The 24230-nt window shown below is 71.7% G+C and carries 24 protein-coding genes and 2 pseudogenes; 20 read left to right on the top strand and 6 right to left on the bottom strand.

Translation table 11 applies throughout. The features are described 5' to 3' along the window. Positions 1–41: 41 nt before the first annotated feature. The gene (gene tnpA / locus N5875_RS17010; RefSeq protein WP_338494582.1) at positions 42–470 is read left to right on the top strand and encodes an IS200/IS605 family transposase; all 429 of its coding nucleotides are present in this window, start codon (positions 42–44) and stop codon (positions 468–470) included. A 250-nt stretch (positions 471–720) separates the two neighbouring features. On the opposite strand, the gene N5875_RS17005 is transcribed toward tnpA, so the two are convergent. Then, positions 721–1710 carry an aldo/keto reductase gene (locus tag N5875_RS17005; RefSeq protein WP_338494580.1) on the bottom strand — a complete coding sequence of 330 codons (990 nt, stop codon included), beginning with the start codon at positions 1708–1710 and terminating at the stop codon, positions 721–723. A 169-nt stretch (positions 1711–1879) separates the two neighbouring features. Between N5875_RS17005 and N5875_RS17000 the strand changes: the two genes are divergently transcribed. The 7 genes and pseudogenes from N5875_RS17000 to N5875_RS16970 form a co-directional block, all read left to right on the top strand. Continuing rightward, positions 1880–2086 (top strand): hypothetical protein, encoded by a 207-nt coding sequence (locus tag N5875_RS17000; RefSeq protein WP_318212531.1) that lies wholly within the window; start codon positions 1880–1882, stop codon positions 2084–2086. Further along, a complete protein-coding gene (locus N5875_RS16995; RefSeq protein WP_338494578.1) occupies positions 2070–2594 on the top strand; it encodes a DUF6879 family protein in 525 nt (174 codons plus the stop codon). The genes N5875_RS17000 and N5875_RS16995 overlap by 17 nt, the downstream gene beginning before the upstream one ends. Next, positions 2528–3422: pseudogene (locus tag N5875_RS16990) on the top strand (helix-turn-helix transcriptional regulator). The gene N5875_RS16995 and the pseudogene N5875_RS16990 overlap by 67 nt, the downstream one beginning before the upstream one ends. Positions 3423–3510: 88 nt before the next feature. Beyond that, positions 3511–3714: a hypothetical protein gene (locus tag N5875_RS16985; RefSeq protein WP_318212528.1), complete on the top strand. Its 204-nt coding sequence runs from the start codon at positions 3511–3513 to the stop codon at positions 3712–3714. Between the two features lie 23 nt (positions 3715–3737). After that, the gene (locus tag N5875_RS16980) at positions 3738–3935 is read left to right on the top strand and encodes a hypothetical protein (RefSeq protein ID WP_318212527.1); all 198 of its coding nucleotides are present in this window, start codon (positions 3738–3740) and stop codon (positions 3933–3935) included. 126 nt (positions 3936–4061) lie between these two features. Continuing rightward, positions 4062–4370: a transposase gene (locus tag N5875_RS16975; protein ID WP_318212526.1), complete on the top strand. Its 309-nt coding sequence runs from the start codon at positions 4062–4064 to the stop codon at positions 4368–4370. A gap of 76 nt (positions 4371–4446) precedes the next feature. Continuing rightward, positions 4447–4557: pseudogene (locus N5875_RS16970) on the top strand (aldo/keto reductase); the annotation flags it as partial. A 23-nt stretch (positions 4558–4580) separates the two neighbouring features. Here the strand turns inward: N5875_RS16970 and N5875_RS16965 are convergent. Further along, positions 4581–5120, bottom strand: coding sequence for a MarR family winged helix-turn-helix transcriptional regulator (locus N5875_RS16965; RefSeq protein WP_318212525.1), 540 nt, complete (start codon positions 5118–5120; stop codon positions 4581–4583). 47 nt (positions 5121–5167) lie between these two features. Between N5875_RS16965 and N5875_RS16960 the strand changes: the two genes are divergently transcribed. Further along, complete coding sequence (locus N5875_RS16960; protein ID WP_318212607.1) at positions 5168–5569, top strand: carboxymuconolactone decarboxylase; 402 nt, start codon at positions 5168–5170, stop codon at positions 5567–5569. Between the two features lie 94 nt (positions 5570–5663). Here N5875_RS16960 and N5875_RS16955 read toward each other — a convergent pair whose 3' ends face one another. Together N5875_RS16955 and N5875_RS16950 are read right to left on the bottom strand one after the other, a co-directional pair. Further along, complete coding sequence (locus N5875_RS16955) at positions 5664–6350, bottom strand: GDSL-type esterase/lipase family protein (RefSeq protein WP_338494577.1); 687 nt, start codon at positions 6348–6350, stop codon at positions 5664–5666. A gap of 75 nt (positions 6351–6425) precedes the next feature. Next, entirely contained in the window at positions 6426–7274 is an 849-nt protein-coding gene (locus tag N5875_RS16950; protein ID WP_338494575.1) for an alpha/beta hydrolase, read from the bottom strand. 95 nt (positions 7275–7369) lie between these two features. Between N5875_RS16950 and N5875_RS16945 the strand changes: the two genes are divergently transcribed. Beyond that, positions 7370–8365, top strand: a complete 996-nt coding sequence (locus tag N5875_RS16945; protein WP_318212522.1) for a WD40 repeat domain-containing protein — start codon at positions 7370–7372, stop codon at positions 8363–8365. An 83-nt stretch (positions 8366–8448) separates the two neighbouring features. Further along, positions 8449–8814 (top strand): hypothetical protein, encoded by a 366-nt coding sequence (locus N5875_RS16940; protein WP_318212521.1) that lies wholly within the window; start codon positions 8449–8451, stop codon positions 8812–8814. An 81-nt stretch (positions 8815–8895) separates the two neighbouring features. On the opposite strand, the gene serC is transcribed toward N5875_RS16940, so the two are convergent. Then, entirely contained in the window at positions 8896–10014 is a 1119-nt protein-coding gene (gene serC, locus N5875_RS16935; protein ID WP_318212520.1) for a phosphoserine transaminase, read from the bottom strand. A gap of 51 nt (positions 10015–10065) precedes the next feature. On the opposite strand from serC, the gene N5875_RS16930 reads away from it, so the two are divergent. Continuing rightward, on the top strand, positions 10066–12864 hold the full coding sequence (locus N5875_RS16930) for an FAD-binding and (Fe-S)-binding domain-containing protein (protein WP_338494573.1): 2799 nt from the start codon (positions 10066–10068) through the stop codon (positions 12862–12864). A gap of 56 nt (positions 12865–12920) precedes the next feature. On the opposite strand, the gene N5875_RS16925 is transcribed toward N5875_RS16930, so the two are convergent. Continuing rightward, entirely contained in the window at positions 12921–13778 is an 858-nt protein-coding gene (locus tag N5875_RS16925) for a LysR family transcriptional regulator (RefSeq protein ID WP_338494571.1), read from the bottom strand. Between the two features lie 148 nt (positions 13779–13926). Here N5875_RS16925 and N5875_RS16920 point away from each other — a divergent pair, with 148 nt between their 5' ends. From N5875_RS16920 to N5875_RS16885, 8 genes are all read left to right on the top strand, one after another. Then, positions 13927–14928 (top strand): EamA family transporter, encoded by a 1002-nt coding sequence (locus tag N5875_RS16920; protein WP_318212517.1) that lies wholly within the window; start codon positions 13927–13929, stop codon positions 14926–14928. Positions 14929–14978: 50 nt separating this feature from the next. Continuing rightward, the gene (locus tag N5875_RS16915; protein ID WP_338494569.1) at positions 14979–15356 is read left to right on the top strand and encodes a VOC family protein; all 378 of its coding nucleotides are present in this window, start codon (positions 14979–14981) and stop codon (positions 15354–15356) included. Positions 15357–16436: 1080 nt separating this feature from the next. Continuing rightward, positions 16437–16619: a DUF1272 domain-containing protein gene (locus N5875_RS16910; RefSeq protein WP_318212305.1), complete on the top strand. Its 183-nt coding sequence runs from the start codon at positions 16437–16439 to the stop codon at positions 16617–16619. Positions 16620–16767: 148 nt separating this feature from the next. Beyond that, positions 16768–17559: a TIGR03084 family metal-binding protein gene (locus N5875_RS16905; RefSeq protein WP_318212306.1), complete on the top strand. Its 792-nt coding sequence runs from the start codon at positions 16768–16770 to the stop codon at positions 17557–17559. After that, positions 17559–19253: an acyclic terpene utilization AtuA family protein gene (locus N5875_RS16900; protein ID WP_318212307.1), complete on the top strand. Its 1695-nt coding sequence runs from the start codon at positions 17559–17561 to the stop codon at positions 19251–19253. Before N5875_RS16905 ends, N5875_RS16900 begins: the two co-directional genes overlap by 1 nt. Next, entirely contained in the window at positions 19250–20851 is a 1602-nt protein-coding gene (locus tag N5875_RS16895) for a carboxyl transferase domain-containing protein (RefSeq protein WP_318212308.1), read from the top strand. Before N5875_RS16900 ends, N5875_RS16895 begins: the two co-directional genes overlap by 4 nt. 56 nt (positions 20852–20907) lie before the next feature. After that, positions 20908–22902, top strand: a complete 1995-nt coding sequence (locus N5875_RS16890; RefSeq protein WP_338499180.1) for a biotin carboxylase N-terminal domain-containing protein — start codon at positions 20908–20910, stop codon at positions 22900–22902. Further along, the gene (locus N5875_RS16885) at positions 22899–24032 is read left to right on the top strand and encodes an acyl-CoA dehydrogenase (protein WP_318212309.1); all 1134 of its coding nucleotides are present in this window, start codon (positions 22899–22901) and stop codon (positions 24030–24032) included. The genes N5875_RS16890 and N5875_RS16885 overlap by 4 nt, the downstream gene beginning before the upstream one ends. Positions 24033–24230: the final 198 nt, after the last annotated feature.

Raw genomic sequence — 24230 nt, 5'->3', positions numbered from 1 at the left:
CCCCTCCGGTCGAGTTCGCTCCCTCACACTGCCCTTGGCGTATGTCACCCCGCTGGGAACCAAACCCCGATGTCCGGACCGGACGACATGTTGCGTACAGCCTGCGTGCCCACTTGGTGTTCGTGACCAAATACCGGCGCGATGTGTTCGATGACGCCATGCTCAAGCGCTGCGAAGAGATCATGCGGGAGGTCTGCGCCGGCTTCGAGGTGGAACTGCGCGAGTTCAACGGCGAGGCTGATCACGTCCACCTGCTGGTGCACTACCCGCCGAAGGTCGCCCTGTCGAAACTGATCAACTCGCTCAAGGGCGTCAGCTCCCGATACCTGCGGGCCGAGTACACCGGCCGGATCAACCGGATCGGCATGGGGTCCGTGTTCTGGTCACGCTCCTACTTCGCCGGATCCTGCGGCGGCGCTCCACTGACCGTGATCCGCCAGTACATCGAAGACCAGAAGCGGCCCGTCTGACAGTCACCGACGGCCGCGCAGCGAACTCCGGCGCAGCGAACTCCGGCGCAGCGCGCCTCCGGCCCGAGGACGCGTTTCCCTCCCCGGCTGAAGCCGGGGAGGACCCACGCAAGATTAAGGATGGACACGGCGTTGGACACGGGGCTCAACTTCTTCGTAACAGCCAAGCAGGGACTTTGACGCCCGTGTGATGCGGTGGCCGTCGCCCCACCGGAACGGGCGACGGCCTTGCGTACGAGGCTCTACTCGATCACCAGGCGAAGGCCTCCGGCGACGGGCCCGGGCCCGGGAAGATCTCGTCGAGTCCGGCGAGAACCTCCTCGCTCAGCTCCACTTCCAGGGCGCGGAGCGCGCTCGTCAGCTGCTCGGGCGTGCGGGGGCCGACGATCGGTCCGGTGACCCCGGGCCGGGTCAGCAGCCACGCGAGGGCCGCCTCGCCCGGCTCCAGGCCGTGCTTGTCGAGCAGGTCCTCGTAGGCCTGGAGCTGCGCGCGGGACGCCGGGTCGGCGAGGGTGGCCGCCGCGCGGCCCTCCGTACGCCGCTTGCCCTCGGTCTCCTTCTTCAGGACGCCGCCGAGCAGACCGCCGTGCAGCGGCGACCAGGGGATGACCCCGAGGCCGTACTCCTGCGCGGCCGGGATGACCTCCATCTCCGCGCGCCGCTCGAAGAGGTTGTAGAGGCACTGCTCGCTGACGAGACCGACCGAGCCCCGCCGGGCGGCGGTCTCGTTGGCCTGGGCGATCTTGTACCCGGGGAAGTTCGAGGAGCCCGCGTACAGCACCTTGCCCTGCTGGATCAGCACGTCGACGGCCTGCCAGATCTCCTCGAAGGGAGTCGCGCGGTCGACGTGATGGAACTGATAGACATCGATGTAGTCGGTCCCCAGCCGCTTGAGGCTGGCCTCCACGGCCCGGCGGATGTTGAGCGCCGAGAGCTTGTCGTGGTTGGGCCAGGCCTCACCGTCGGGGCCCATGTTCCCGTACACCTTCGTGGCGAGGACCGTACGGTCACGGCGGCCGTCGCCCTTGGCGAACCAGGAGCCGATGATCGACTCCGTCCGCCCCTTGTTCTCCGCCCACCCATAGACGTTGGCCGTGTCTACGAAGTTCAGACCTGCATCGAGGGCGGCATCCAGGATGCCGTGACTTGTCGGTTCGTCTGTCTGTGGACCGAAGTTCATCGTGCCGAGGACGAGTCGGCTGACCTTGAGTCCGGTGCGTCCGAGCTGCGTGTACTTCATGAGGCACAAGCCAACTGCTTCGAGCCCACTCGAAGCAAGAGCCGACCACTCAGGCGCCCTTTTATGCGACAACGCGCATGAGTCACGTCCGTGCATGGACGGCCGCGAGCGACCTCCGTACGGTCGTCCCAGGTGGCCCGAACGGGTCGACAAGTCAAGGGGGTTCCGCATGGCACGCGAAGAACTGACTCGGCTCACCGGCAACGGCAACGGCACATGTGGAGAGGACGACTGCCCGAACGTCTACCGCACCGCTTCCGGCGCCATCGTGGTTCAGGGCGACGTGTCCGACGCCTTCACGCCCCCGCAGGGGGAAGGGCTCGTGGAGATCCCCGAGAGCGTTCTTCGGGAGGCCGTTCGTGCTCTTGGATGGTGACGAGTGGCGGGCGATGCTCCGGGGCTTCCAGTCGGAAGCGTGGCGGTTGGAGACCCTGCCCCAGTACCTCGTGCCGCAGGAGGCGGAAGAGCTCGAAGCCTTCCGGGCAGGCAAGCGCGTCGACCCGCACGCCTACTCGTCCGCGTACACGGAAGACCTGAAGCGACTGCGCGGCGAGGGGAGGAGCAAGGGTCGCGTGCACGTCCTGACTCGACCGCTCTCCGAGTACCTGCGCTTCGAGTTCTCCCGGTACTACGCCCCGCACGTGCTCGCCGGGGAGGACATCCGCATCCTGGACGTGACCGAGCGAGAGAACCCGTTGCCGGATGTCGGGGACTTCTGGATGTTCGACCGCTCGACGGTCGTCCTGATGCACTACGCGGGCGACGGTACGCAGATCAGCCGGGAGCTGTACGAGGGCGACCCTGCGCCTTTCATCGAGTGGCAGCGCATCGCCGTTGCCGAGTCGGTTCCCTTCCTGGAGTACGCGGAGCGCGTGACGGAGTGACGTTCGAAGCTGAGCAGCTTGGTGGGTCTGGTATCGAACTCGCCTCCCTGCTCCGGGACCTGCGCAAGCGAGCCGGCCTCTCAGGGGACCGGCTCGCAGCGCGCTGCAACATGTCCCAGTCGAAGGTCTCTCGGATCGAGAACGGCCGGACACGGCCGTCCCTGGTCGACGTCGAGCAGATCTTGCGAGCGCTGGACGCTCCGCCGAGTCTGGTCGCCGAGGTCTCCGCCCTCGCCAGGATGGCGAACACCGAGTGGCGGAACCTCCGAGAACTTCGGCGCAAGGGGCTTGGTACGAGACAGGCCGAGCTGAAGGCACTCGAAGTGTCCTCCACGCAGATGCGTTACTTCCTGCTCTCGATGGTCACCGGGCTTCTCGCAACACCGGAGTACGTACGGGCGAGCCTGGCCCACTCAACGGCCGACACCAGCAAGGCGGTGGCGGGGAAGCTGGGACGGCAAGCCGTCCTCTAACGCCTCGAAGCGATTCACGTTCGTTCTGACCGAGCAGGCGGTTCGCTGGCCGGTCGTCTCCCCGCTGGCACTGGCCGAGCAGATGGACCGGCTGGGGTCCCTGTCCTACCTCCCGAACGTTCAGATCGGGGTCATCCCCGTAGGGGCGTCGACGCCCCGAATCCCTCTGAGCACGTTCACCATCTACGACGCCGCGTTGGTCACTATCGAGACGACGGCGGGAAGTCTCGTACTCCGCGACGGCCGAGACGTTCAGGCGTATCTGAACGAGTTCGCCGGGTACGAGGAACACGCCCTCTTCGGCGAAGACCTCCGGGCACGGCTCGCCGAGTGGTCCGCCGCTTGCCGAGCATGACTTCAGTCGACTACGCGACTGAAGCGCCATCTCGTGCGCACCCCGGGGGATCATCCTTCGGCAGGCGAACAGTCGGGAGGTCGCACGGATGAGCAAACCCAAGACGACGATGGCAGGGCCGGTGAACCTGACCCTTCCGGAGGGAGACCCGGCCCCCGTCGCGGGCTGTCGGCAGTGCCTCGGCGTCGCCGTGACCCGAGCCAACGCCCGATCGGTCGGCGACTACTCGAAGGCGACGGACGCGAACGTCGTGCTCCGCACGCACCTCCGGGAAGACCACGGGGCCGAGTGATGGCTCGCACGGTCCTACGGTTCGTGACGCACCGGATCACACGGCATCCGGATACGGACGTGACCTTCGAAGCGGAGTGCCTGCACTGCAAGTGGAAGGCGGAGCCTTCGCCGGACAGTGCGGCGGTCGATGTCGAGTGCATGAGCCATACCGGCCTGAGCAACCATCGCGGCTTCCGGCGGATCTGTACGTCGTTCGCCATGGTGGTGCGGGCTGAGTAAGGCAGTGTTGTACGTCCGCGTACGCCAACGGCCCCCGACGTAGCCGGGGCCTGCCTCAAACGTTTCCCCGAGATGCGGGGATGGGTGACAGAGGGGCAGATGGGTCTCATGAGAGGAGCTCAGACGATGCCTGCCCCGAGGAAGTATCCGCTGGAGTTGCGTGAGCGTGCGGTACGGATGTACCGGACCGCCGAGTCGAATCCCGTGATCCGTCGCATGGCCGAGGAACTCGGCGTGCATCACGAGGCCCTGCGCAACTGGATTCGGCAGGCCGAGGCTGACGCCGGCGAGCGAGGCGACATGCTCACCACCGCCGAGCGGGAGGAGCTTGCGGCCCTGCGCAAGGGGAACGTGCAGCTCAAGCGTGCGAATGAGGTCCTGCGGACGGCCTCGGCTTTTTTCGCGGCCCAGCTCGACCCGACCCGGCCCAGGTGACCGCGCTCCTCGCCGAGCACCCGCACCTGGGGGTCGAGCCCGTACTCCGGGAACTGAACATCCCCTCCTCCACCTGTTGACGAGCGCGCTGCGCGCCCTGGAGCTGGAGCTGAGCGAGGAGGTCCTGGCGGGTCTCGACGAGATCTTCCCGGGCCCGGGTCCGTCGCCGGAGGCCTTCGCCTGGTGACTCTTCCTGGCCGGTCGTACCGGTCAGGGAGCGCCCAGCCAGCTCGTGGCGTCCAGGCGGAACGCCGTCTCCGCGGGGACGACGTTCCGCAGGGCCGCCTCCAGTTCCCGTACGCGGTCCGAGCCGAGGGTCGCCGCCCACTCCGCCCGCAGGTCGTCGAAGATCGCGGCGGAGCGGGCGAGGGCCTCGTACCCCCGTGGGGTGAGGTGGACGAGTTTGCGGCGGGCGTCGGTGGGGTCGTCGGCGCGCTCGGCGTAGCCGAGGGCGAGGAGCCGGTCGACGGTCTTGCCGGCGGCCTGCTTGGAGACGCCGAGGCGCCGTCCGATCTCGCTGGCGGTGGCGCCCCGCGCGCCGATGGCCTGCATGGCGAAGCCGTGGGAGGGGCGCATGTCGGGGTGGCCCTCGGTGGCGAGGCGGGCGTGCAGGCGGTCGATGAGGGTGCGGAAGCCGCCGAAGAGGAGCAGGGGGAGTTCATAGCCCCGGCCCCCGCCCTCGGGTTCGCTTTCTCCCTTGCCATTATCGACAACCTGGTTTACGTTTTCCCTCGTCACATGGTCAACCATGTTGTCGATTCTACTCGCTCAAGCCTGGAGACGCTTTGTCCGTGGACATGTCCGCTCGTACCGCCAACGCCATCGCCCTCCTCAAGGAGTCGCCCGAGACCCTCGACGGCTTCCTGAAGCTCAGTCAGACCTTCGAGTCCACCACCCTCGACCCGCACTCCCGCGAGACGGTCATCCTGACCGTCGCCGAACGCAACCAGTGCCACCTCTGCGTCGACATGCACGAGGCCAAGATGGCCGCCCTCGGCCCCGCCCCCGACGCCGAACGCCTCGCCGCCGTCCGCCTGTTCACCCTCCGTGTCCTCGCCTGCTCGGGCGCGGTGAGCGACGAGGACCTGGCCGCCTTCGAGGCCGCGGGCTACACCCGCCGCAACGCCCTGGAGGTCGTCCTCGGCATCGGCGCGTACACGCTCTCGACCTTCGCGAACCGCCTCACCAGGGCCGCCTGAGCCGGACCGCCTGAGCCGGTCCGCCTGAGCCGGTCCGCCTGAGCCGGTCCGCCTGAGCCGGGCCGCCCGAGCAGGGCCGCCCGAGCCCCGGCCGCTATCCGGCGTACGGGCCGCCGAGCCCCCACGCCTGGTGCATCGCGTCCGCGAAGGCCGCCGCCAGCTTGTGCTCGCCCGAGGGGCCCGGGTGGGTGCCGTCGTAGGTGTCCGCGTCGAGGTCGTACGACTCCGATATCGCCGCCAGGAGGAGGGGGGAGGCCGCCGTGTCCAGGTCGGCGACCGCCTTCGCGAGCAGCTCGTTGAAGCGGGCGCATTCGAGGGCGAAGGGCGCGTCGTACCCGGCGCGCACGTTGGGGATGACCGGCAGGAGGACGGCCCGGACGCGCGGGTTCGCGGCGCGGGCCGCCGCGACGAACGCCCGGACGTTCTCCTCGGTCTGCTCGCTGTTGGTGTAGAAGCCGAGGTCGATCAGGCCGAGCGAGATCAGCAGCACGTCGGCGTCGGTCGCCCTGACCGTCTCGCCGATGACGGGCGCCATGTGCAGCCAGCCCTCGCCCCAGCCGGCCAGATGGCGCCGGGCGGGGACGGGGAAGGCGGGGTCGGCGTACGCCTCCGAGGCCGGGGCGTCGGCGGCTGGGTCGTACAGCGCGGTGCGGGGCCCGACGATCTCGTACGCGCCGGGGCCGGGCAGCGTGGACTCCAGATGCCGCCACATGCGGTATCGCCAGGTCCAGTCGCCGGCGCGCCCGATGGTCATGCTGTCGCCGACGAACAGAAAACGCATGGTCATATCATCGCGGACGGCGTCCCGGACCTGCGACGTGATCCGGGACACGGGCCCGAGGGGGCAACCCCACCCCTACCCCAGGAAGTCGCCGACCGCCCCCGCGAACCGCACCGCGTCGTCGTGCCACGGGAAGTGCCCCGCCCCGTCCAGGACGACGAACTCCGACTTCGGGAACAGCTCCGCGTACGCGGCCGCCGTCGGGACCGGGGTGTTCACGTCCCCCTCCCCGGCCACCACGAGCACCGGCCGCGCGAACTCCGCGAACACCGCGCGGGTCGCCTCCGGGTCGAAGGCCCCCTCGCTCGCGAAGACACCCGCGCCCTCACCGTTCCGCTGCTCCTCCCCGGCGGCGTGCCGCTCCCGCGCCGCCTCGTCCCAGGTCCCGTGGAAGAACGGCGCAACGGCCCGGAAGCTCTCGCCCGTCCCGCGCCCCGCCGTGACCTCCTCAAGTGCCGCGTACGCCGGAGCGAACCACGGCTCGTCCCGCCGCAGCCGCGCCGCCGCGAGCCGCTCCTCCGGCGCCGTGTCGAGCCCGACGGCCGCCGTGCCCGGGGTGACGAGCACGAGCCGGCCGACCCGCTCGGGGTACCGGGTCACGTACAGGGCGGCCAGGTTCGCGCCCGCCGAGTGCCCGAGGACGTCGACGGTGTCGAGCCCGAGGTGCGCGCGCAGCGCCTCCACATCGTCGACGAGCCGGTCGCAGCGGTACGAGGCCGGGTCCTCCGGCACGGCCGACGCGCCCGTACCCCTGAGGTCGAGCCGGATCAGCTGCCGGTGCGCGGCCAGGCCGCCGAGGTCGCCGAGATAGGCGGAGTCCTGGAGCGGACCGCCGGGGAGACAGAGAAGGGGGGCGCCGGTGCCGGACACATGGAAGGCGAGTGTCGTGCCGTCGGGCGCGGAGAAGGTCTGCGGGGTGGGCATGAGCGCGACCCTGACAGCAGCTCCGGGGCAGGTCAAGGAGGTTTCAGGGACATCGGTCGAAGCCCCCGCCGCCGCGTCGTGGCAGGCTGGGGGACATGCGATCTGCTCTGTGCGCCCTCGGCGCGGCGGCGGCCCTGGTGCTGCTCCCGGCCGGTCATGCCCGTGCCGAAGGGCAGGAGCCGGACCGGGACTTCACCATCGAGGACTCCCGCGTGACGGAGTCCAGCGGTCTCGCCGCGAGCCGGGCCCACCCCGGGATCTACTGGACGCACAACGACCAGGACGCACCCCTGATCTACGGCATCGACTCCCGTACGGGGAAGACGGTCGCGACCCTGACCATGCAGGGCGTCGGCACGCCCCGTGACATGGAGGCCATCGCGGTCGGGCCGGACGGCGACATCTACGTCGGCGACATCGGCGACAACCTCGACGGCTCCTGGGACCACGTCTGGGTCTACCGCTTCCCCGAGCCGAAGGTGCTCGAGGACCAGAAGGTGGCGGCGAAGCAGTACGTCGTGAAGTACGCCGACGGGGCGCGCAACGCCGAGGCGCTGATGGTTCATCCGAAGACCGGCCGGGTGTACATCGCGAGCAAGAACGAGGACGGCGGCGGCCTGTACGCGGGCCCCGAGCGGCTCTCCTCGTCCGGGACGAACGTCTTCCGGCGCATCGGCGACGTTCCGTGGGTCACCGACGGCGCCTTCTCGCCGGCCGGTGACCGCCTGGTCCTGCGCGGCTACCTGATGGCGCGCGAGTACGCGTGGCAGGACGGCCGGCTCGGCGACGAGGGCACCTCGATCGGGGCGCCGTTCCAGGGCCAGGCGGAATCCGTGACGTACACGAGGGACGGCTCGGCGTTCATGCTCGGCTCGGAGGGGCAGGACAGCCGGGTGGTGCGGCTGGACCGGCAGGACGCCGGACGCGCCCCGGAGAAGCCGGGCGGCTCCCCGGACGCCCCGGGCGCACCGCAGGCCCCGCAGTCCCCGGCGGCCGACGGCGAGAAGGGGAACGTCACCGTCGGCTTCCTGGTCCTTGCGGGCGCGTTCGTCCTCGTCTTCGGCGTCAAGCGCGTGCTGCGCCGGGGCTGACCTGCGACGTCGTCTCCGCCTCGACCCGGTGCGGCAGGGGGTCGAGACTGGAAGGAGACCGACCGAGGAGGCGTGGAGGAACCATGACGGGATTCACTCGTGAGGACACCCCGGTCGCCATGGAAGGCGGCGGTCTGGACTTCCGTACGCAGGAGGCCGGCGGCGACATGTCCGTCGCGTTCATCCACCTGCCTCAGGGCACCGACATGGCGCCGGCGCTGAAGGGACTTGAGGACGACCTGTGCCAGTGCCCCCACTGGGGCTATCTGCTCAAGGGCCGGATCAGGATGCGTACCTCCTCGGGCGAGGAGATCTACGAGGCCGGACAGGCCTACTACTGGGGGCCGGGCCACGCCCCGGAGGCCCTGGAGGATGTCGACGTCGTGGAGTTCTCGCCGACGGCCGAGTTCAACGCCGTCATCGACCATGTGAAGTCGCAGGCGGGCTGAACGGAGAAGCCCCGGCGGCGGAGATGTCCGCTGCCGGGGCTTCCGTGCCGTGCGACGAGCCGTTACAGCTGCTGTCTGCCGTTACAGCTTCTCGATCACGTAGTCGATGCAGGCCGTCAGGGCGCGCACGTCCGACGGGTCGATCGCCGGGAACATCGCGACCCGCAGCTGGTTGCGGCCCAGCTTGCGGTACGGCTCCGTGTCGACGATGCCGTTCGCGCGCAGCGCCTTCGCGACCGCCGCCGCGTCGATGTCGTCCGCGAAGTCGATCGTGCCGATGACCTGCGAGCGCTTCGCCGCGTCCGCGACGAACGGCGTGGCGTACTTGGACTCCTCGGCCCAGCCGTACAGCGCGTCCGAGGACTCCTTCGTCCGGGACACGGCCCAGTCGAGACCGCCCTGGCCGTTGATCCACTTCAGCTGCTCGTTGAGCAGGAAGAGGGTCGAGAGCGCCGGGGTGTTGTACGTCTGGTTCTTCAGCGAGTTGTCGATCGCCGTCGTCAGCGAGAAGAACTCCGGGATGTGCCGGCCGGAGTCGTGGATCGTCTGCGCCCGCTCCAGGGCGGCCGGGGAGAAGGCCGCCAGCCACAGGCCGCCCTCGGCGGCGAAGGACTTCTGCGGGGCGAAGTAGTAGACGTCCGTCTCGGTGATGTCGACCGGGAGGCCGCCCGCGCCGGAGGTCGCGTCCACGAGGACGAGCGCGCCCGGGTCGGCGCCGTCGACGCGCCGGATCGGGGCGGCGACACCGGTGGAGGTCTCGTTGTGCGTGTACGCGTAGACGTCGACGCCCGCCTCGGCCACCGGCTCCGGGTGGGTGCCCGGGTCGGAGGAGATCACGGTCGGCTCGGCAAGCCACGGGGCCAGCTTGGCGGCCTTCGCGAACTTGGAGGAGAACTCGCCGAAGGTGAGGTGCTGCGACTTGTGCTCGATGAGACCGTGGGTCGCGACGTCCCAGAAGGCGGTGGAGCCGCCGTTGCCCAGGATCACCTCGTAGCCCTCGGGGAGCGAGAAGAGGTCACGGATGCCGGTACGTACCTCGCCGACCAGGTTCTTGACCGGAGCCTGGCGGTGGGACGTGCCGAGGAGAGAGGTGCCGGTGGCGGCCAGGGCGTCCAGCGCCTCCGTACGCACCTTGGAGGGGCCCGCGCCGAAACGGCCGTCGGCGGGCTTGATGTCAGCGGGAATCTGGATATCAGCCACGAGGCGGAGAGTATCGGGTCGGGAAGGGGCCGGTCGCCGGATGTCCGCCCGATGAGACGAGCTCTGAGACATCCTGGGCTTGTGGGAACACACCAGGAACACGGGTCCGGACTCGCCGCCGACCTGCGCGCGGCGGTGCGCGGAGACGTCGACTTCTCCGTCACCGCCAGGGCGTTGGCGACCATGGACGCCTCCAACTACCGCCGCGTTCCGGCCGGTACGGTCGCGCCGCGCGACGCCGCCGACATCGCGGCCGTCCTGGAGGTGTGCCGGGCCCACGGCACCACCCCGGTCGTCGCGCGGGGCGCCGGGACCTCGATCGGCGGCCAGGCGACCGGCACCGGCGTCGTGCTCGACCTCACACGGCACATGGGCGGGATCGTCTCCCTGGACCCGGAGGCGCGGACGGCCGTGGTCGGGCCGGGGCTCGTCCTCGACCGGCTGCGGGAGGCGGCCCGCCCGTACGGCCTGACCTTCGGCCCCGATCCGTCGACGCACAGCCGCTGCACCCTCGGCGGCATGATCGGCAACAACGCGTGCGGGGCGCACTCGGTCGCGTGGGGGACCACGGCGGACAACGTGCGCTCGCTGGATGTGATGACGTACGGAGGTGCGTCGTTGACGCTGGGGCAGGACGGGCAGGGTGCGCCCGCCGGACTCCTCGATCTCGTCGACCGCCGGCTCGCCCTCCTGCGGACCGGCTACCCGGCCGGTCTGCCGCGCCGCATCTCCGGGTACGCACTGGACGCGCTGCTCCCCGAGCGGGGCGTGGACGTGGCCCGCTCCTTCTGCGGCAGCGAGGGGACGCTCGGGGTGGTGACGGAGGCGACGGTACGACTCGTCCCGCTGCCGGCCGAGCCCGTGCTCGTGGTGTTGGGGTACGTGGACGAGAGCGCGGCGGCGGACGCTGCGGCGGGGCTCCTGGCGTACGAGCCGCTGACCGTGGAGGGGATGGCGGCCGATCTCGTACGGGGTGCTTCGGGGCTGCCTCGCGGTGGGGCGTGGCTGTTCTGCGAGGTCGACGGGGAGGGCGCCGCCCGGGCGCTGGTCCGGGCGGCCGACGCGCTGGACGCGACGGTGGTGCGGGACCCGGCAGGGCAGCGGGCGCTGTGGCGGATCAGGGAGGACGCGGCGGGGACGGCGACACGGGCCCCCGGGGGCACCTCCCGGACGGGGTCCGGGGGAGGCGGAGAGGCCTGGCCGGGGTGGGAGGACTGCGCGGTGCCGCCGGCGAGGCTCGGCGCGTACCTCCGCGAATTCCGTTCGCTCCTTGCCGACTTCGGCCTCCGGGGAGTTCCGTACGGGCACTTCGGTGACGGCTGCGTCCACGTCCGGATCGACTTCGATCTGTGGACGGAGAAGGGAGTACGGGACTTCCGCCGGTTCTCGGAGGCGGTGGCCGACCTCGTGGTCGCGCACGGCGGCTCGCTCTCCGGGGAGCACGGCGACGGGCAGGCGCGGGCCGAGCTGCTGCCGAAGATGTACGGGGAGGAGCTCGTCGCCCTGTTCGGGGAGGTCAAGGACGTGTGGGACCCGGACGGCGGCCTCAACCCGGGGATGCTGGTGCGACCGCGCCCGCTCGACGAGGGGCTGCGGTTCGCGGGACTGCCGGTGGTGGGGGTGGGAAGGGCCGCCGCACGGTGCGTCGGGGTGGCCAAGTGCCGGGTGGAGGGGCCGAGTTCGGGTCCGGGGGTGATGTGTCCCTCGTACCGGGCGACGGGGGAGGAGAAGCACTCGACGCGGGGGCGGGCGCGGCTGCTCCACGAGATGGCGCTCGGCGAGGTGATCACGGACGGCTGGCGCTCGGAGGAGGTCCGGGAGGCGCTGGACCTGTGCCTGTCGTGCAAGGGGTGTCGCAGTGACTGCCCGGTGGGCGTCGACATGGCCGCGTACAAGGCGGAGTTCCTGGACCGGCATTACGCGGGACCGCTCGGCTTCCTGCGCAGGCCGCGCTCGCACTGGACGATGGGCAGGCTGCCGCACTGGCTGGACCTGTTCGGGCGGGGTCTGAACGCCGGGATGAGGCTGCCGTTCGCGGCGCGCCTCGCGGGGGTGACGCCGGAGCGGACGATGCCGAGGGTGGCGGGGAGGTCGTTCACGTCGTGGTTCGCCGAGCGGAGCTCGACCCGCACGGCGGCCCTCACACTGTGGCCGGACACCTTCATGAACCACCTGGCGCCGGAGGTGGGACAGGCGGCGGTCCGGGTCCTGGAGGACGCGGGCCTGGGGGTGGACCTGCCGCCCGGCCGGGTCTGCTGCGGCCTCACGTACGTGTCGACGGGGCAGTTGGGGGCGGCGCGGAGGGTGATGCGGAGGACGCTGGACGCGATGGAGGGGCGGGACGCCGGGGCCGGTGCGCCCGTCGTGGTCCTGGAACCCTCCTGCGCGGCGACCCTCCGCACCGACCTGCCGGAGCTGCTGCCGGACGACCCGAGGGCGGCCCGCCTGGCGGCGTCGGTACGGACGTTCGCGGAGGCGGTGGAGACGCTGGCGCCGGACTGGGAGCCGCCGCGCCTGGACGGCCCGGTCGTGGGCCAGACGCACTGCCACCAGCACGCGGTGCTGGGCGACGCGGCGGACCGCCGCCTGCGTGAACGCGCGGGGCTGACGGGGGCTCTGTCGGGCGGCTGCTGCGGCCTCGCGGGCAACTTCGGCTTCGAGCCGGGCCACTACGAGGTCTCGGTGACGTGCGCGGAGGACCAGCTGCTGCCGGCGCTGCGGGGCGCGGCCCCGGGGGCCGCGGTCCTGGCGGACGGCTTCTCGTGCAGGACACAGATCGCCGACCTGACGGGCACGAGGGCGAGACACCTGGCGGAGGTACTGGCGGAGGCGCTGGACGCGGGCCTCTGAGGCGCCCGTTCGCCCTTCGGGCGGCCACGATCCGAGGTCCGTCTCCCCCGTCACTCTCAGTCCCCGCTGACGATCTCCCGTGCCATCGCCAACAGCGCCTCCGTCGCCGGGTGCGGGAACGCGTCCCGCCAGGCCAGGACCACCGCGAGCGGCGGGGCGTCCGGCAGCGGGCGGTACGTGACTCCCGGGTGCGGGTGCAGCGCCGCCGTCGACGCGGACGAGACGCCGACGCCCCTGCCCGCTGCGATCGCCGTCAGCCAGTCGTCGGTGTTGGCCACCGTGACCGTCGCCGCCGGGCGCGCCGCCGTCGGCCAGAGCGTGAGGGTCGTCGTACCGGAGACCGTGTTGAGCACGACGGTTCCGCCCGCCAGGTCGTCCAGGCCGAGTCGCGGCTGTTCCGCGAGCGGGCTGTCGGCCGGTACGGCCGCGACGCGTTCCTCCGTCGTGAGCTCCTCCGTGGCGAGGCCCGGCGCGTCGACCGGCCCCCGCAGCAGCGCCGCGTCCACCTCCCCCCTGGTCAGGCCGGCCGTGCGGTCGTCGATGCGGAGGAGTTCGAGCGGGGTCTCGGGGTGTTCGCGCTGCCAGCGGCGGAGCAGGGGCGTGGTGTACGGGCCGAAGGCCGACCAGGCGTGTCCGAGCCGCAGCGGCCGGTGGCGGAGCCTCGCCGGGTCGACGGCCGCCTCGAACGCGGCGAGGGCGGCGGCGGCCCGGTCCTGGAAGGCGCGGCCCTCGGCCGTGAGGGCGAGGTGGTGCGTGGAGCGGTCGACGAGGCGGGCCCCGAGGTGCTGTTCCAGGGCGGCGAGCGTGCGGGAGACGGCGGGTTGGGTGAGGTGGAGCCGGGCGGCCGCCCTGGTGAGGCTGGATTCCTCGGCGATGGCGAGGAAGCAGCGGAGGTGGCGTAGCTCGATGCTCATGCGTCCGGAGCATAACCGCAGCGCAATCGGCATTTCCGGCGCCGCGCGGGGGCTCGTAGCGTGAGAGGGGAACTCCGGTGACAGCGGAACCGGTGGTGCATTATTCTGGACTGGAAGTTCAATGCAGTGAACACTTGAGGAGTGGTCGGTGGACATCAGTCCGGTCAAGGAGGCGGGCCCGGCGGGGACCGCGGTCGGCCCCGGCTCGCCGGCTGCCCCTGTCGACGGGGCGCGGGGCGGGGTTTCTCCGGGCCGGGACGGGCGCGGGCCGAAGGGGCTCGCGGGCCACCGTTTCGGGCCGGTCGCGCTCGTCGTCACGGGTGGACTCTCCGTGCAGTTCGGCTCGGCGCTCGCCGTCCTTCTCATGCCCCGGGCCGGCGCCCTCGGCGTCGTCACCCTCAGGCTCGTACTCGCCGCCGCAGTCCTGCTGATCGTCTGCCGCCCGAAGGTCCGCGGCTACGGCCGGGCGGACTGGGGCACGATCGTCGCCTTCGGCGCGGCGATGGCGGGGATGAACATCCTCTTCTACCAGGCGGCCGACCGGATCCCGCTGGGCGCCGCGGTGACCCTGGAGGTCCTCGGCCCGCTGATCCTCTCGGTGGTCGCCTCCCGCCGGCTGATGAACCTGCTCTGGGCGGGACTCGCCCTCGGGGGTGTCGTCCTGCTCAGCGGTGGCGGCTTCGACCGCCTCGACCCGTTGGGCGCGGCCTTCGCGCTCGCGGCGGGCGCGATGTGGGCCACGTACATCGTGTTCAGCGCCCGTACGGGCCGCCGCTTCCCGCAGGCGGACGGGCTCGCGCTCGCGATGGCCTTCGGTGCCGTGCTCAGCCTGCCGCTGGGCATCGCGGAGGCGGGGGAGAAGCTGCTCGTACCGTCGACGATCGGCCTGGGGCTCGCGGTCGCGCTGATGTCGTCCGTCCTGCCGTACACGCTGGAACTGCTCGCTCTGCGCCGCCTGCCCGCGCCCACGTTCGCGATCCTGATGAGCCTGGAACCGGCGATCGCGGCGACGGCAGGATTCCTCATCCTCAGCCAGGCGTTGTCGCTGACGGACGCGCTCGCGATCGCTCTGGTGATCGCGGCGAGCATGGGAGCGGTACGGACGCAGGTACGGGCGGCGGCGAGGGAGCGGGGTAGGGCGGAGGGGTAGGTCGGAGGGGCAGGTCGGAGGGGCAGGTCGGGCGTGCCTAGGATCCGCGCATGATCGCTGAACTGCAGTGCCTGGTCATCGACTGCCCGGCTCCCGCGGAACTCGCCGAGTTCTACCGCGCGGTGCTGGGTGGGGAGGTGGACCGGCCGGACGGCCGATGGTCGCTGGACGAGGACTGGTCCACCCTGCACACCCCGGGAGGGCTGGTCGTCTGCTTCCAGGGGGTCGCGGACTACCGCCCACCGACGTGGCCGACCGCCGAGCGGCCGCAGCAGTCGCACCTCGACTTCGAGGTACGGGACTTGGATGAGGCCGAGGCAGAGGTCCTGGCGCGGGGCGCGAGGCTCCTGGACGCGGGAGAGGGCGACCGAGGCTGGCGCGTCTATGCGGATCCGGCGGGGCATCCGTTTTGCTTGGTGCGGCACTGAGGGGGGTCTTGGGGTCCTTGGGGTGGGCCGACTTCCTTGGTGCGGGTGGGACCGCCCTCTTTCCGAGAGTCGCTCCTTCCGGCGGCGCGTCAAGGGCGCTCCTTCGTCGCGTCGCTGCGCGATGGCCTTCGGCCACCCTTGACCCACCACCTCCAGGAGCGAAAACACTCTCGGAGGGCGGTCCAGGGGGCGGGGTCACCGCCGGGCTTCGGGCAGCGGCCGCTCGCCGCGTGCGTGTGCCGGCCGGTGGGTGGGGGCTGGGTTCGTGACGGGGGTCCGGTGGGCGCGTTCCCGTCGGTCGGGGTGCGCGGTTGTTGAATGGGGCGGTTGGGCTCCGGCCTAGCGGCGGAATGCCGATCGGAGCGGGGCTTCAGGCCCCGCTGGTCACTCCTGGTGGGTGGGGCGTGAGTAACTCTGCATTTCTCGAAGTAACAGGCCCCGCCATACTCCCCAAAGGGTACGAATCGCCCCAATCGGACTGTGAAACTGCAAGAAACTCACGCCGACCGCTCCCACCACCCACGAACACGGACCAGCGGGGCCTGAATCCCAACCAACCGCCGGCCGCAACCCGCCAAGCCAAGCCGGGCCGCCCCATTCAACAACCGCGCACGCCGAACCGGCCGGACTTCACCCACCGGCCCGAGCTACGAACCAAGCCCCCACCCACCCAGGCACACAGCCAAATCACGCCCCACCGATGCCCGGCCTCGCCCCGCCCACCGGCCCGACCGGCGCCCTCGGCGCGCAACCACCCCCGTGGCCCCTGCGTGGCCCCGGCCCTCGGCCGCCCTCCGAGTGTGAAAAGGCGGCCTCCGCCGCCGGGTCAAGGGTGGGCGCAGCCCATCGCGCAGCGACGCGACCGAAGGGAGCGCCCTTGACGCGGTGGTGGAGGCCGCCACACTCGGAAAGAGGGCGGCCGCACCCGCACCCCCACAGTCGGCCCACCCCGGAGACCTCACCCCCTCCCCGTGACCCGATCCTGTTGATCATTGACCCCCGGGCTGTTTCCGGGGCTCTGGGATCGCCCTGACGATGGGGGCGTTGTGTTGTTCGACGTACGAGGAGGGGGAGTCGATCGTGGCTCTGGAGATGCGTGAGCTGTGTGAGCGGTGCGAGGTGGCCGTGCTGGTGGTGGACGGGCCCGCGCGGATCTGTTCGTACGAGTGCAGTTTCTGCGTGCCGTGCGCCGACGCGATGAGCGACGTCTGTCCGAACTGCGGGGGCGAACTCGTGCCCCGGCCCCGGCGGGTCGCCGCCTAGTCCCGCCGGCCGGCGGGCGGGGGTCGGCATCCAGACTTCCGACCCCCCGGCCTTCCCGAACTAAAGCAAGCACGCTTGATTGTTTCTTTCTCCGCTGCCATGCTCCTCGCGAAGGCCCGTGAACGCCCGTCCCCGAGGGGAGCGCACCGTGTCCGACCCCGTCGTCGTCCTCGACGACCTGCGCGACGAGAGTGACGAACTCGACCGCCTCGTCGGCGAGTTGACCGAGGCGCAGTGGGCCACCCCCACCCCCGCCCCCGGCTGGACCATCGCCCATCAGGTCGCGCACCTCGCCTGGACCGACCGTGCCGCGCTCCTCGCCGCCACCGACCCCGACGGCTTCGCCGCCGAGACCGCCAAGGCCCTCGCCGCCCCCGAGCGTTTCGTCGACGACGGTGCCGAGGAAGGGGCGAAACTGCCGCCCGCCGAGCTGCTCGCCCACTGGCGCGCGGGGCGCGAGCTGCTCCAGGCGGCCCTTCGGGCCGTTCCCGCCGGTGCGCGGTTCCCCTGGTACGGGCCGCCCATGAGCGCCCCCGCCATGGCCACCGCCCGGCTCATGGAGACCTGGGCGCACGGTCAGGACGTCGCCGATGCCCTCGGAGTCGTCCGCGCGCCGACCGACCGCATCCGGCACGTCGCCTGGATCGGTCACCGCGCCCGCGACTACGCCTACCTGGTCCGGGGCCTGCCCGTTCCCGCCGCGCCCATCCGCGTGGAACTCGTATCCCCGAGTGGTGAGTTGTGGGTCTACGGGCCCGAGGACGCCGACCAGACCGTGACCGGGTCCGCCCTCGAGTTCTGTCTCCTCGTCACCCAGCGCGTCCACCGGGACGACACCTCCCTCGTCGCCGTCGGCCCCGACGCCGCGCACTGGCTCACCATCGCCCAGGCCTTCGCCGGCCCGGCGGGTCCGGGCCGGCCCGCCGAAGGGGCCCGGTGATGGTGCTCCGTATCGGCAACGCCTCCGGTTTCTACGGCGACCGTTTCGACGCCGTCCGCGAGATGCTCACCGGCGGCGGGCCCGAGGGCCCCGTCGACGTCCTCACCGGCGACTACCTCGCCGAGCTCACCATGCTCATCCTCGGCCGCGACCAGCTCAAGGACCCGGCCTCCGGATACGCCAAGACCTTCCTGCGCCAGATGGAGGAGGGCCTCGGGCTCGCCCATGACCGGGGGGTCCGGATCGTCACCAACGCCGGCGGTCTCAACCCCGCCGGTCTCGCCGACGCCCTGCGCGTCCTCGCCGCCAAGCTCGGTCTGCCCACGCGTGTCGCGCACGTGGAGGGTGACCGGCTCCCGGCCGTCGACGGCGCGCTGGCCGCCAACGCCTATCTCGGCGGTGCGGGGATCGCCGCCTGCCTCGCCGCCGGCGCGGACGTCGTCGTCACCGGCCGGGTCACCGACGCCGCCCTCGTCACCGGGCCCGCGCAGTGGCACTTCGGCTGGGGGCCCGAGGAGTACGACAGGCTCGCGGGCGCGGTCGTCGCCGGGCACGTCCTCGAGTGCGGCACCCAGGCCACCGGCGGCAACTACGCCTTCTTCCGTGAGCACGACCCGGCGCTCTTCCGCCGCCCCGGCTTCCCGCTCGCCGAGCTCCACGAGGACGGCAGCGCCGTCATCACCAAGCACCCCGGCACCGGCGGCCTCGTCGACGTCGGTACGGTCACGGCCCAGCTGCTGTACGAGACGGCCGGCGCCCGCTACCCCGGGCCCGACGTCACCGCCCGCCTCGACACCGTCCGGCTCACCCAGGAGGGCCCCGACCGGGTCCGGATCGACGGTGTACGGGGCGAGGCGCCGCCCCCGACGCTCAAGGTCGGGCTCAGCCGGCTCGGTGGCTTCCGCAACGAGGTCGTGTTCGTCCTGACCGGCCTCGACATCGAGGAGAAGGCCGCACTGGTGCGGGGGCAGGTCGAGGACGCTCTCGCCGACAGCCGCCCCCGCGAGGTCCGTTGGGAGCTCGTCCGTACCGACCGGCCCGACGCCGACACCGAGGAGACCGCCAGCGCCCTCCTCCGGCTCGTCGTCCGCGATCCGGCCCCCGAGGCCGTCGGCCGCGCCCTCACCGGCGCCGCCATCGAACTCGCCCTCGCCAGCTACCCCGGCTTCCATGTCACCGCGCCGCCCGGGAAGGGCGCCCCCTACGGGGTCTTCGAGAGCGCCTACGTACCGGCCGCCGACGTTCCCCACACGGCCGTGCTCCCGGACGGGACCCGCGTCCCCGTCCCCGTACCGGCGGAGACCAGGGAACTGGAGCCGGTCCCCGAGCCGTCGCTCCCCGAGCCGCCGGCCGCGCGTGGCCGGGTCTTGAGGGCACCGCTCGGCCGTCTCGCCGGCGCCCGCAGCGGCGACAAGGGCGGCGACGCGAACATCGGCGTCTGGGTCCGGACGGACGAGGAGTGGCGGTGGCTCGCCCACACCCTCACCGTCGCCCGGCTCAAGGAACTCCTCCCGGAGACCGCCGGCCTGGACGTCACCCGGCACGTCCTGCCGAACCTCCGTGCCCTGAACTTCACCGTCGCCGGGATCCTCGGCGAGGGCGTCGCCTCCCAGGCCCGATTCGACCCCCAGGCCAAGGCCCTCGGCGAGTGGCTCCGCTCCCGCGCGACAGACATCCCGGAGGTACTCCTGTGACCGTCCTCGCCTCCGCCCTCGACACCGGCGGATCCGACTACCGGGCCCACCGCGCCGCCATGCTCGACAAGCTCACCGCCCTCGACGCCGAGCACGCCAAGGCCCTCGCGGGCGGCGGCGAGAAGTACGTCGCACGGCATCGCAAGCGGGGCAAGATGCTCGCCCGAGAGCGGATCGAGCTGCTCGTGGACCCGGACTCGCCCTTCCTGGAGCTGTCGCCGCTCGCCGCCTGGGGCAGCGACTACGCGGTCGGCGCCTCCCTGATCACCGGCATCGGGGTCGTCGAGGGCGTCGAGTGTCTGATCACCGCCAACGACCCGACCGTGCGCGGCGGCGCCTCCAACCCCTGGACGCTGAAGAAGGCCCTGCGGGCCAACGAGATCGCGTTCGCCAACCGTCTGCCCGTGATCTCGCTCGTCGAGTCCGGCGGTGCCGACCTCCCCTCGCAGAAGGAGATCTTCATCCCCGGCGGGGCGCTCTTCCGCGATCTCACCCGGCTCTCCGCCGCCGGCATCCCCACGGTCGCGGTCGTCTTCGGCAACTCGACGGCCGGTGGCGCGTACGTCCCCGGCATGTCCGACCACGCCGTGATGATCAAGGAGCGGTCGAAGGTGTTCCTCGGCGGTCCGCCGCTGGTGAAGATGGCGACGGGGGAGGAGAGCGACGACGAGTCCCTCGGCGGTGCCGAGATGCACGCGCGGACGTCCGGGCTCGCCGACCACTACGCCGTCGACGAGGCCGACGCGCTCCGTCAGGCCCGCCGGATCGTGGCCCGTCTGAACCACCGCAAGGCCCAGCCCGATCCGGTCACCGTCGCCGAGCCCCCGAAGTACGACGAGGACGAGCTGCTCGGGATCGTGCCCGGGGACCTCAAGACGCCGTTCGATCCGCGCGAGGTGATCGCCCGGATCGTCGACGGCTCGGACTTCGACGAGTTCAAGCCGCTGTACGGGCCGAGTCTGGTCACCGGCTGGGCGAGCCTGCACGGGTACCCGGTCGGCGTCCTCGCCAACGCGCAGGGTGTCCTCTTCGGCCCGGAGTCGCAGAAGGCGGCGCAGTTCATCCAGCTCGCCAACCAGCGCGACATCCCGCTTGTCTTCCTCCACAACACCACCGGCTACATGGTCGGCAAGGAGTACGAGCAGGGCGGCATCATCAAGCACGGCGCGATGATGATCAACGCCGTGTCGAACTCCCGAGTCCCCCATCTGTCCGTCCTCATGGGGGCGAGTTACGGCGCCGGGCACTACGGCATGTGCGGCCGGGCGTACGACCCGCGCTTCCTCTTCGCCTGGCCGAGCGCCAAGTCCGCGGTCATGGGTCCGCAGCAGCTCGCCGGTGTCCTCTCCATCGTGGCCCGGGCGAGCGCTGTCGCGAAGGGGCAGCCGTACGACGAGGAGGCCGACGCCGGTCTCCGGGCGCTCGTCGAGGCGCAGATCGAGTCCGAGTCGCTGCCGATGTTCCTCTCCGGCCGGCTCTACGACGACGGGGTCATCGACCCCCGCGACACCCGCACGGTCCTCGGGCTGTGCCTCTCCGCGATCCACACGGCACCGGTCGAGGGCGCGCGCGGCGGCTTCGGCGTCTTCCGAATGTGAGGCCCCTCCCGATGACCTCGACGACCCCGATGACCTCGACGACCCCGACGACCTCGTTGATCACCTCCGTGCTCGTCGCGAACCGGGGCGAGATCGCCTGCCGGGTCTTCCGCACCTGCCGTGAGCTGGGCATGTCCACCGTCGCCGTGTACTCCGACGCGGACGCCGACGCCCTGCACGTACGGGAGGCGGACACGGCGGTACGGCTGCCGGGGGCGGCGCCCTCGGAGACGTACCTGCGCGGCGACCTGGTGGTGAGGGCGGCGCTCGCCGCGGGCGCGGACGCCGTCCACCCCGGCTACGGCTTCCTCTCCGAGAACGCCGACTTCGCCCGGCAGGTGATCGACGCAGGGCTGGTCTGGATCGGTCCGCCGCCGGAGGCGATCGAGGCGATGGCCTCGAAGACCCGGGCGAAGGAACTCCTCGGCATCGCGCCCCTGACGGATGTGACCGAGGCCGACCTGCCCGTCCTGGTGAAGGCGGCGGCGGGCGGCGGCGGCCGGGGCATGCGGATCGTACGTGAACTCGACCAGCTTGCGGGGGAGTTGGCCGCCGCTTCGGCAGAGGCGCTCAGCTCCTTCGGCGACGGCGAGGTGTTCGTCGAGCCGTACGTCGAGAACGGGCGGCACGTCGAGGTCCAGCTCCTCTGCGACACCCACGGCACGGCCTGGGCGCTCGGCACCCGTGACTGTTCCCTCCAGCGGCGCCACCAGAAGGTCGTCGAGGAGGCGCCGGCGCCCGGTCTGCCCGCCGCGCTCGAAGCATCCCTCCTGGACACGGCCGTCCGGGCGGCGAAGGCCGTCGGCTACGTCGGCGCGGGCACGGTCGAGTTCCTGGTGGCGGACGTCCCCCAAGCTCTCGGCCTCGCTCGAGCAGGGGGGACCCCCAGGGCGCACTTCCTGGAGATGAACACCCGCCTCCAGGTCGAACACCCGGTGACGGAGGAGGTGTTCGGGGTCGATCTCGTCGCCCTCCAGCTCGCCGTCGCCGAGGGCCGCGCCCTGCCGCCGGAGCCCCCGGCCCCGCGCGGCCACGCGATCGAGGCGCGCCTGTACGCGGAGGAACCGGCGCGCGCGTGGGCTCCCCAGACGGGCGTCCTGCACCTCTTCGAGCTGCCCGGGGAGAGCCGGAGGGCCGGGGAGGGCCGGAGGGGCGGGCAGAGCCGGAGGCCCGGGGAGGGCCGGACCGTCCGCCTCGACACCGGGTACGTCTCCGGGGACGCGATCGGAGTCCACTACGACCCGATGCTCGCCAAGGTGATCGTCCACGCCCCCACCCGCGCGGAGGCGGTCCGCAAGCTCGCCCATGCCCTGGACCGGGCCCGGATCCACGGTCCGGTCACCAACCGGGACCTCCTGGTCGCCTCCCTCCGCCACCCGGAGTTCGGGGACCCGGGGCTGCTGGACACCGGCTTCTACGACCGGAACCTCGCCGCGCTGACGGGGCCCCGGGCCGGTGAGGCGTATGCGGCCGTCGCCGCCGCCCTCGCCGAGGCGGCCGCCAACAGGGGTCGTTTTGGGGGTGGTTGGCGGAACCTGCGCTCGCAGGACGAGACGCGGACGTACGGGGATCACGAGGTCCGGTACCGGCCGACGCGGGACGGCGGGTACGAGGTCACGGCCCCGGAGGGCGTCCGGGTCGTGTCGGCGGCAGCCGATCGCGTCAGGCTCGAAGTCGCCGGTGTCGTACGGGACTTCGACGTGGCGGCGTACGGGGACGGCTTCGTGCACGCCGGTCCGTACCGGCTCACCGTCCGCCCCCGCTTCACCGACCCCCGCGAGCAGACGGCCCCCGGCTCCCTGCTCGCGCCCATGCCCGGCACCGTCGTCCGGGTCGCCGACGGTCTCGCCGTCGGCGACCGCGTCACCGCCGGGCAGCCGCTCCTCTGGCTGGAGGCCATGAAGATGGAGCACCGCGTCATCGCCCCCGCCTCCGGCACGCTCACCGCGCTCCACGCCGCCCCCGGCCGCCAGGTCGAGGTAGGTGCCCTGCTCGCCGTCGTCTCCGACGACGCCACGACCGAAGCAGCACAGGAGGACCAGACCGCATGAGCACCATGATCGAAAGCGAAGAGCTCACCGCGCTCCGCGCCGCCGTCTCCGCGCTCGGCCACCGGCACGGTCCCGGCTTCGACCGGGCCGCCCTGTGGGCGGAGGCCGGCAAGCTCGGCTATCTGGGGGTGAACCTGCCCGAGGAGTACGGCGGCGGGGGCGGCGGCATGGCCGAGCTGTCCGTCGTCCTGGAGGAGGCCGGTGCGGCCGGTGCGCCGCTCCTGATGATGGTCGTCTCGCCCGCGATCTGCGGCACGGTCATCGCCCGCTTCGGTACGGAGGAGCAGAAGCGGGCCTGGCTGCCGGGTCTGGCGGACGGCTCGCGGACGATGGCGTTCGGCATCACGGAGCCCGACGCGGGCTCGAACTCGCACCGCATCACGACGACCGCGACCCGTACGGAGGAGGGCTGGGTCCTCAACGGGCGGAAGGTGTTCGTGTCGGGTGTCGACATCGCCGACGCGACCCTGATCGTGGGCCGTACGTCGGACGCCCGCACGGGCAGTCTCAAGCCTTGTCTCTTCATCGTCCCGCGCGACGCCCCCGGCTTCCAGCGGCGGCACATCGAGATGGAACTCGACGCGAACGAGAAGCAGTTCGAGCTGACGCTCGATGAGGTGCACCTGCCGGCCGACGCGCTCGTCGGTGACGAGGACGCGGGGCTGCTCCAGCTCTTCGCGGGGCTCAACCCGGAGCGGATCATGACGGCCGCGTTCGCGATCGGCATGGGCCGGTACGCGCTCGCGCAGGCCGTGAAGTACGCGAAGGAGCGGCAGGTCTGGAAGGCCCCGATCGGCGCCCACCAGGCCATCGCGCATCCGCTCGCCCAGGCGCACATCGAGCTGGAACTGGCCCGGCTGATGATGGCGAAGGCCGCGCACCTCTACGACGCGGGTGACGACATGGGTGCGGGCGAGGCCGCCAACATGGCGAAGTACGCGGCGGCGGAGGCCTGTGTGAAGGCCGTCGACCAGGCGGTCCACACCCTCGGCGGCAACGGCCTCACCAGGGAGTTCGGCCTGGCCCGGCTGATCACGGCGGCGCGGGTGGCGCGGATCGCCCCGGTCAGCCGGGAGATGATCCTCAACTACGTGTCGCACCAGACGCTGGGGCTGCCCAAGTCGTACTGACCGGCGCGGCGCGGTAGCCCGGCGGCGCGGTGAAGCGCCGGGCCCGCGGCTTGTTCTTCCTGGAGTCGTCCGGTGGGGCGTCGTCCTTCCCGAGAATCATGCATGCGTGCTTGATTGTTTCGCCGGAGTGCTGACAAGGTCTCCCCAAGTCGTACCCCCACGCGCGATCCTGGCGACCACCTTCCACCTCTTCTCCCA

Source organism: Streptomyces sp. SJL17-4 (assembly GCF_036826855.1).
Lineage (GTDB): Bacteria > Actinomycetota > Actinomycetes > Streptomycetales > Streptomycetaceae > Streptomyces.
The sequence above is the reverse complement of the archived record's forward strand: the minus strand, read 5'-3'. Positions and strand labels throughout refer to the sequence as shown.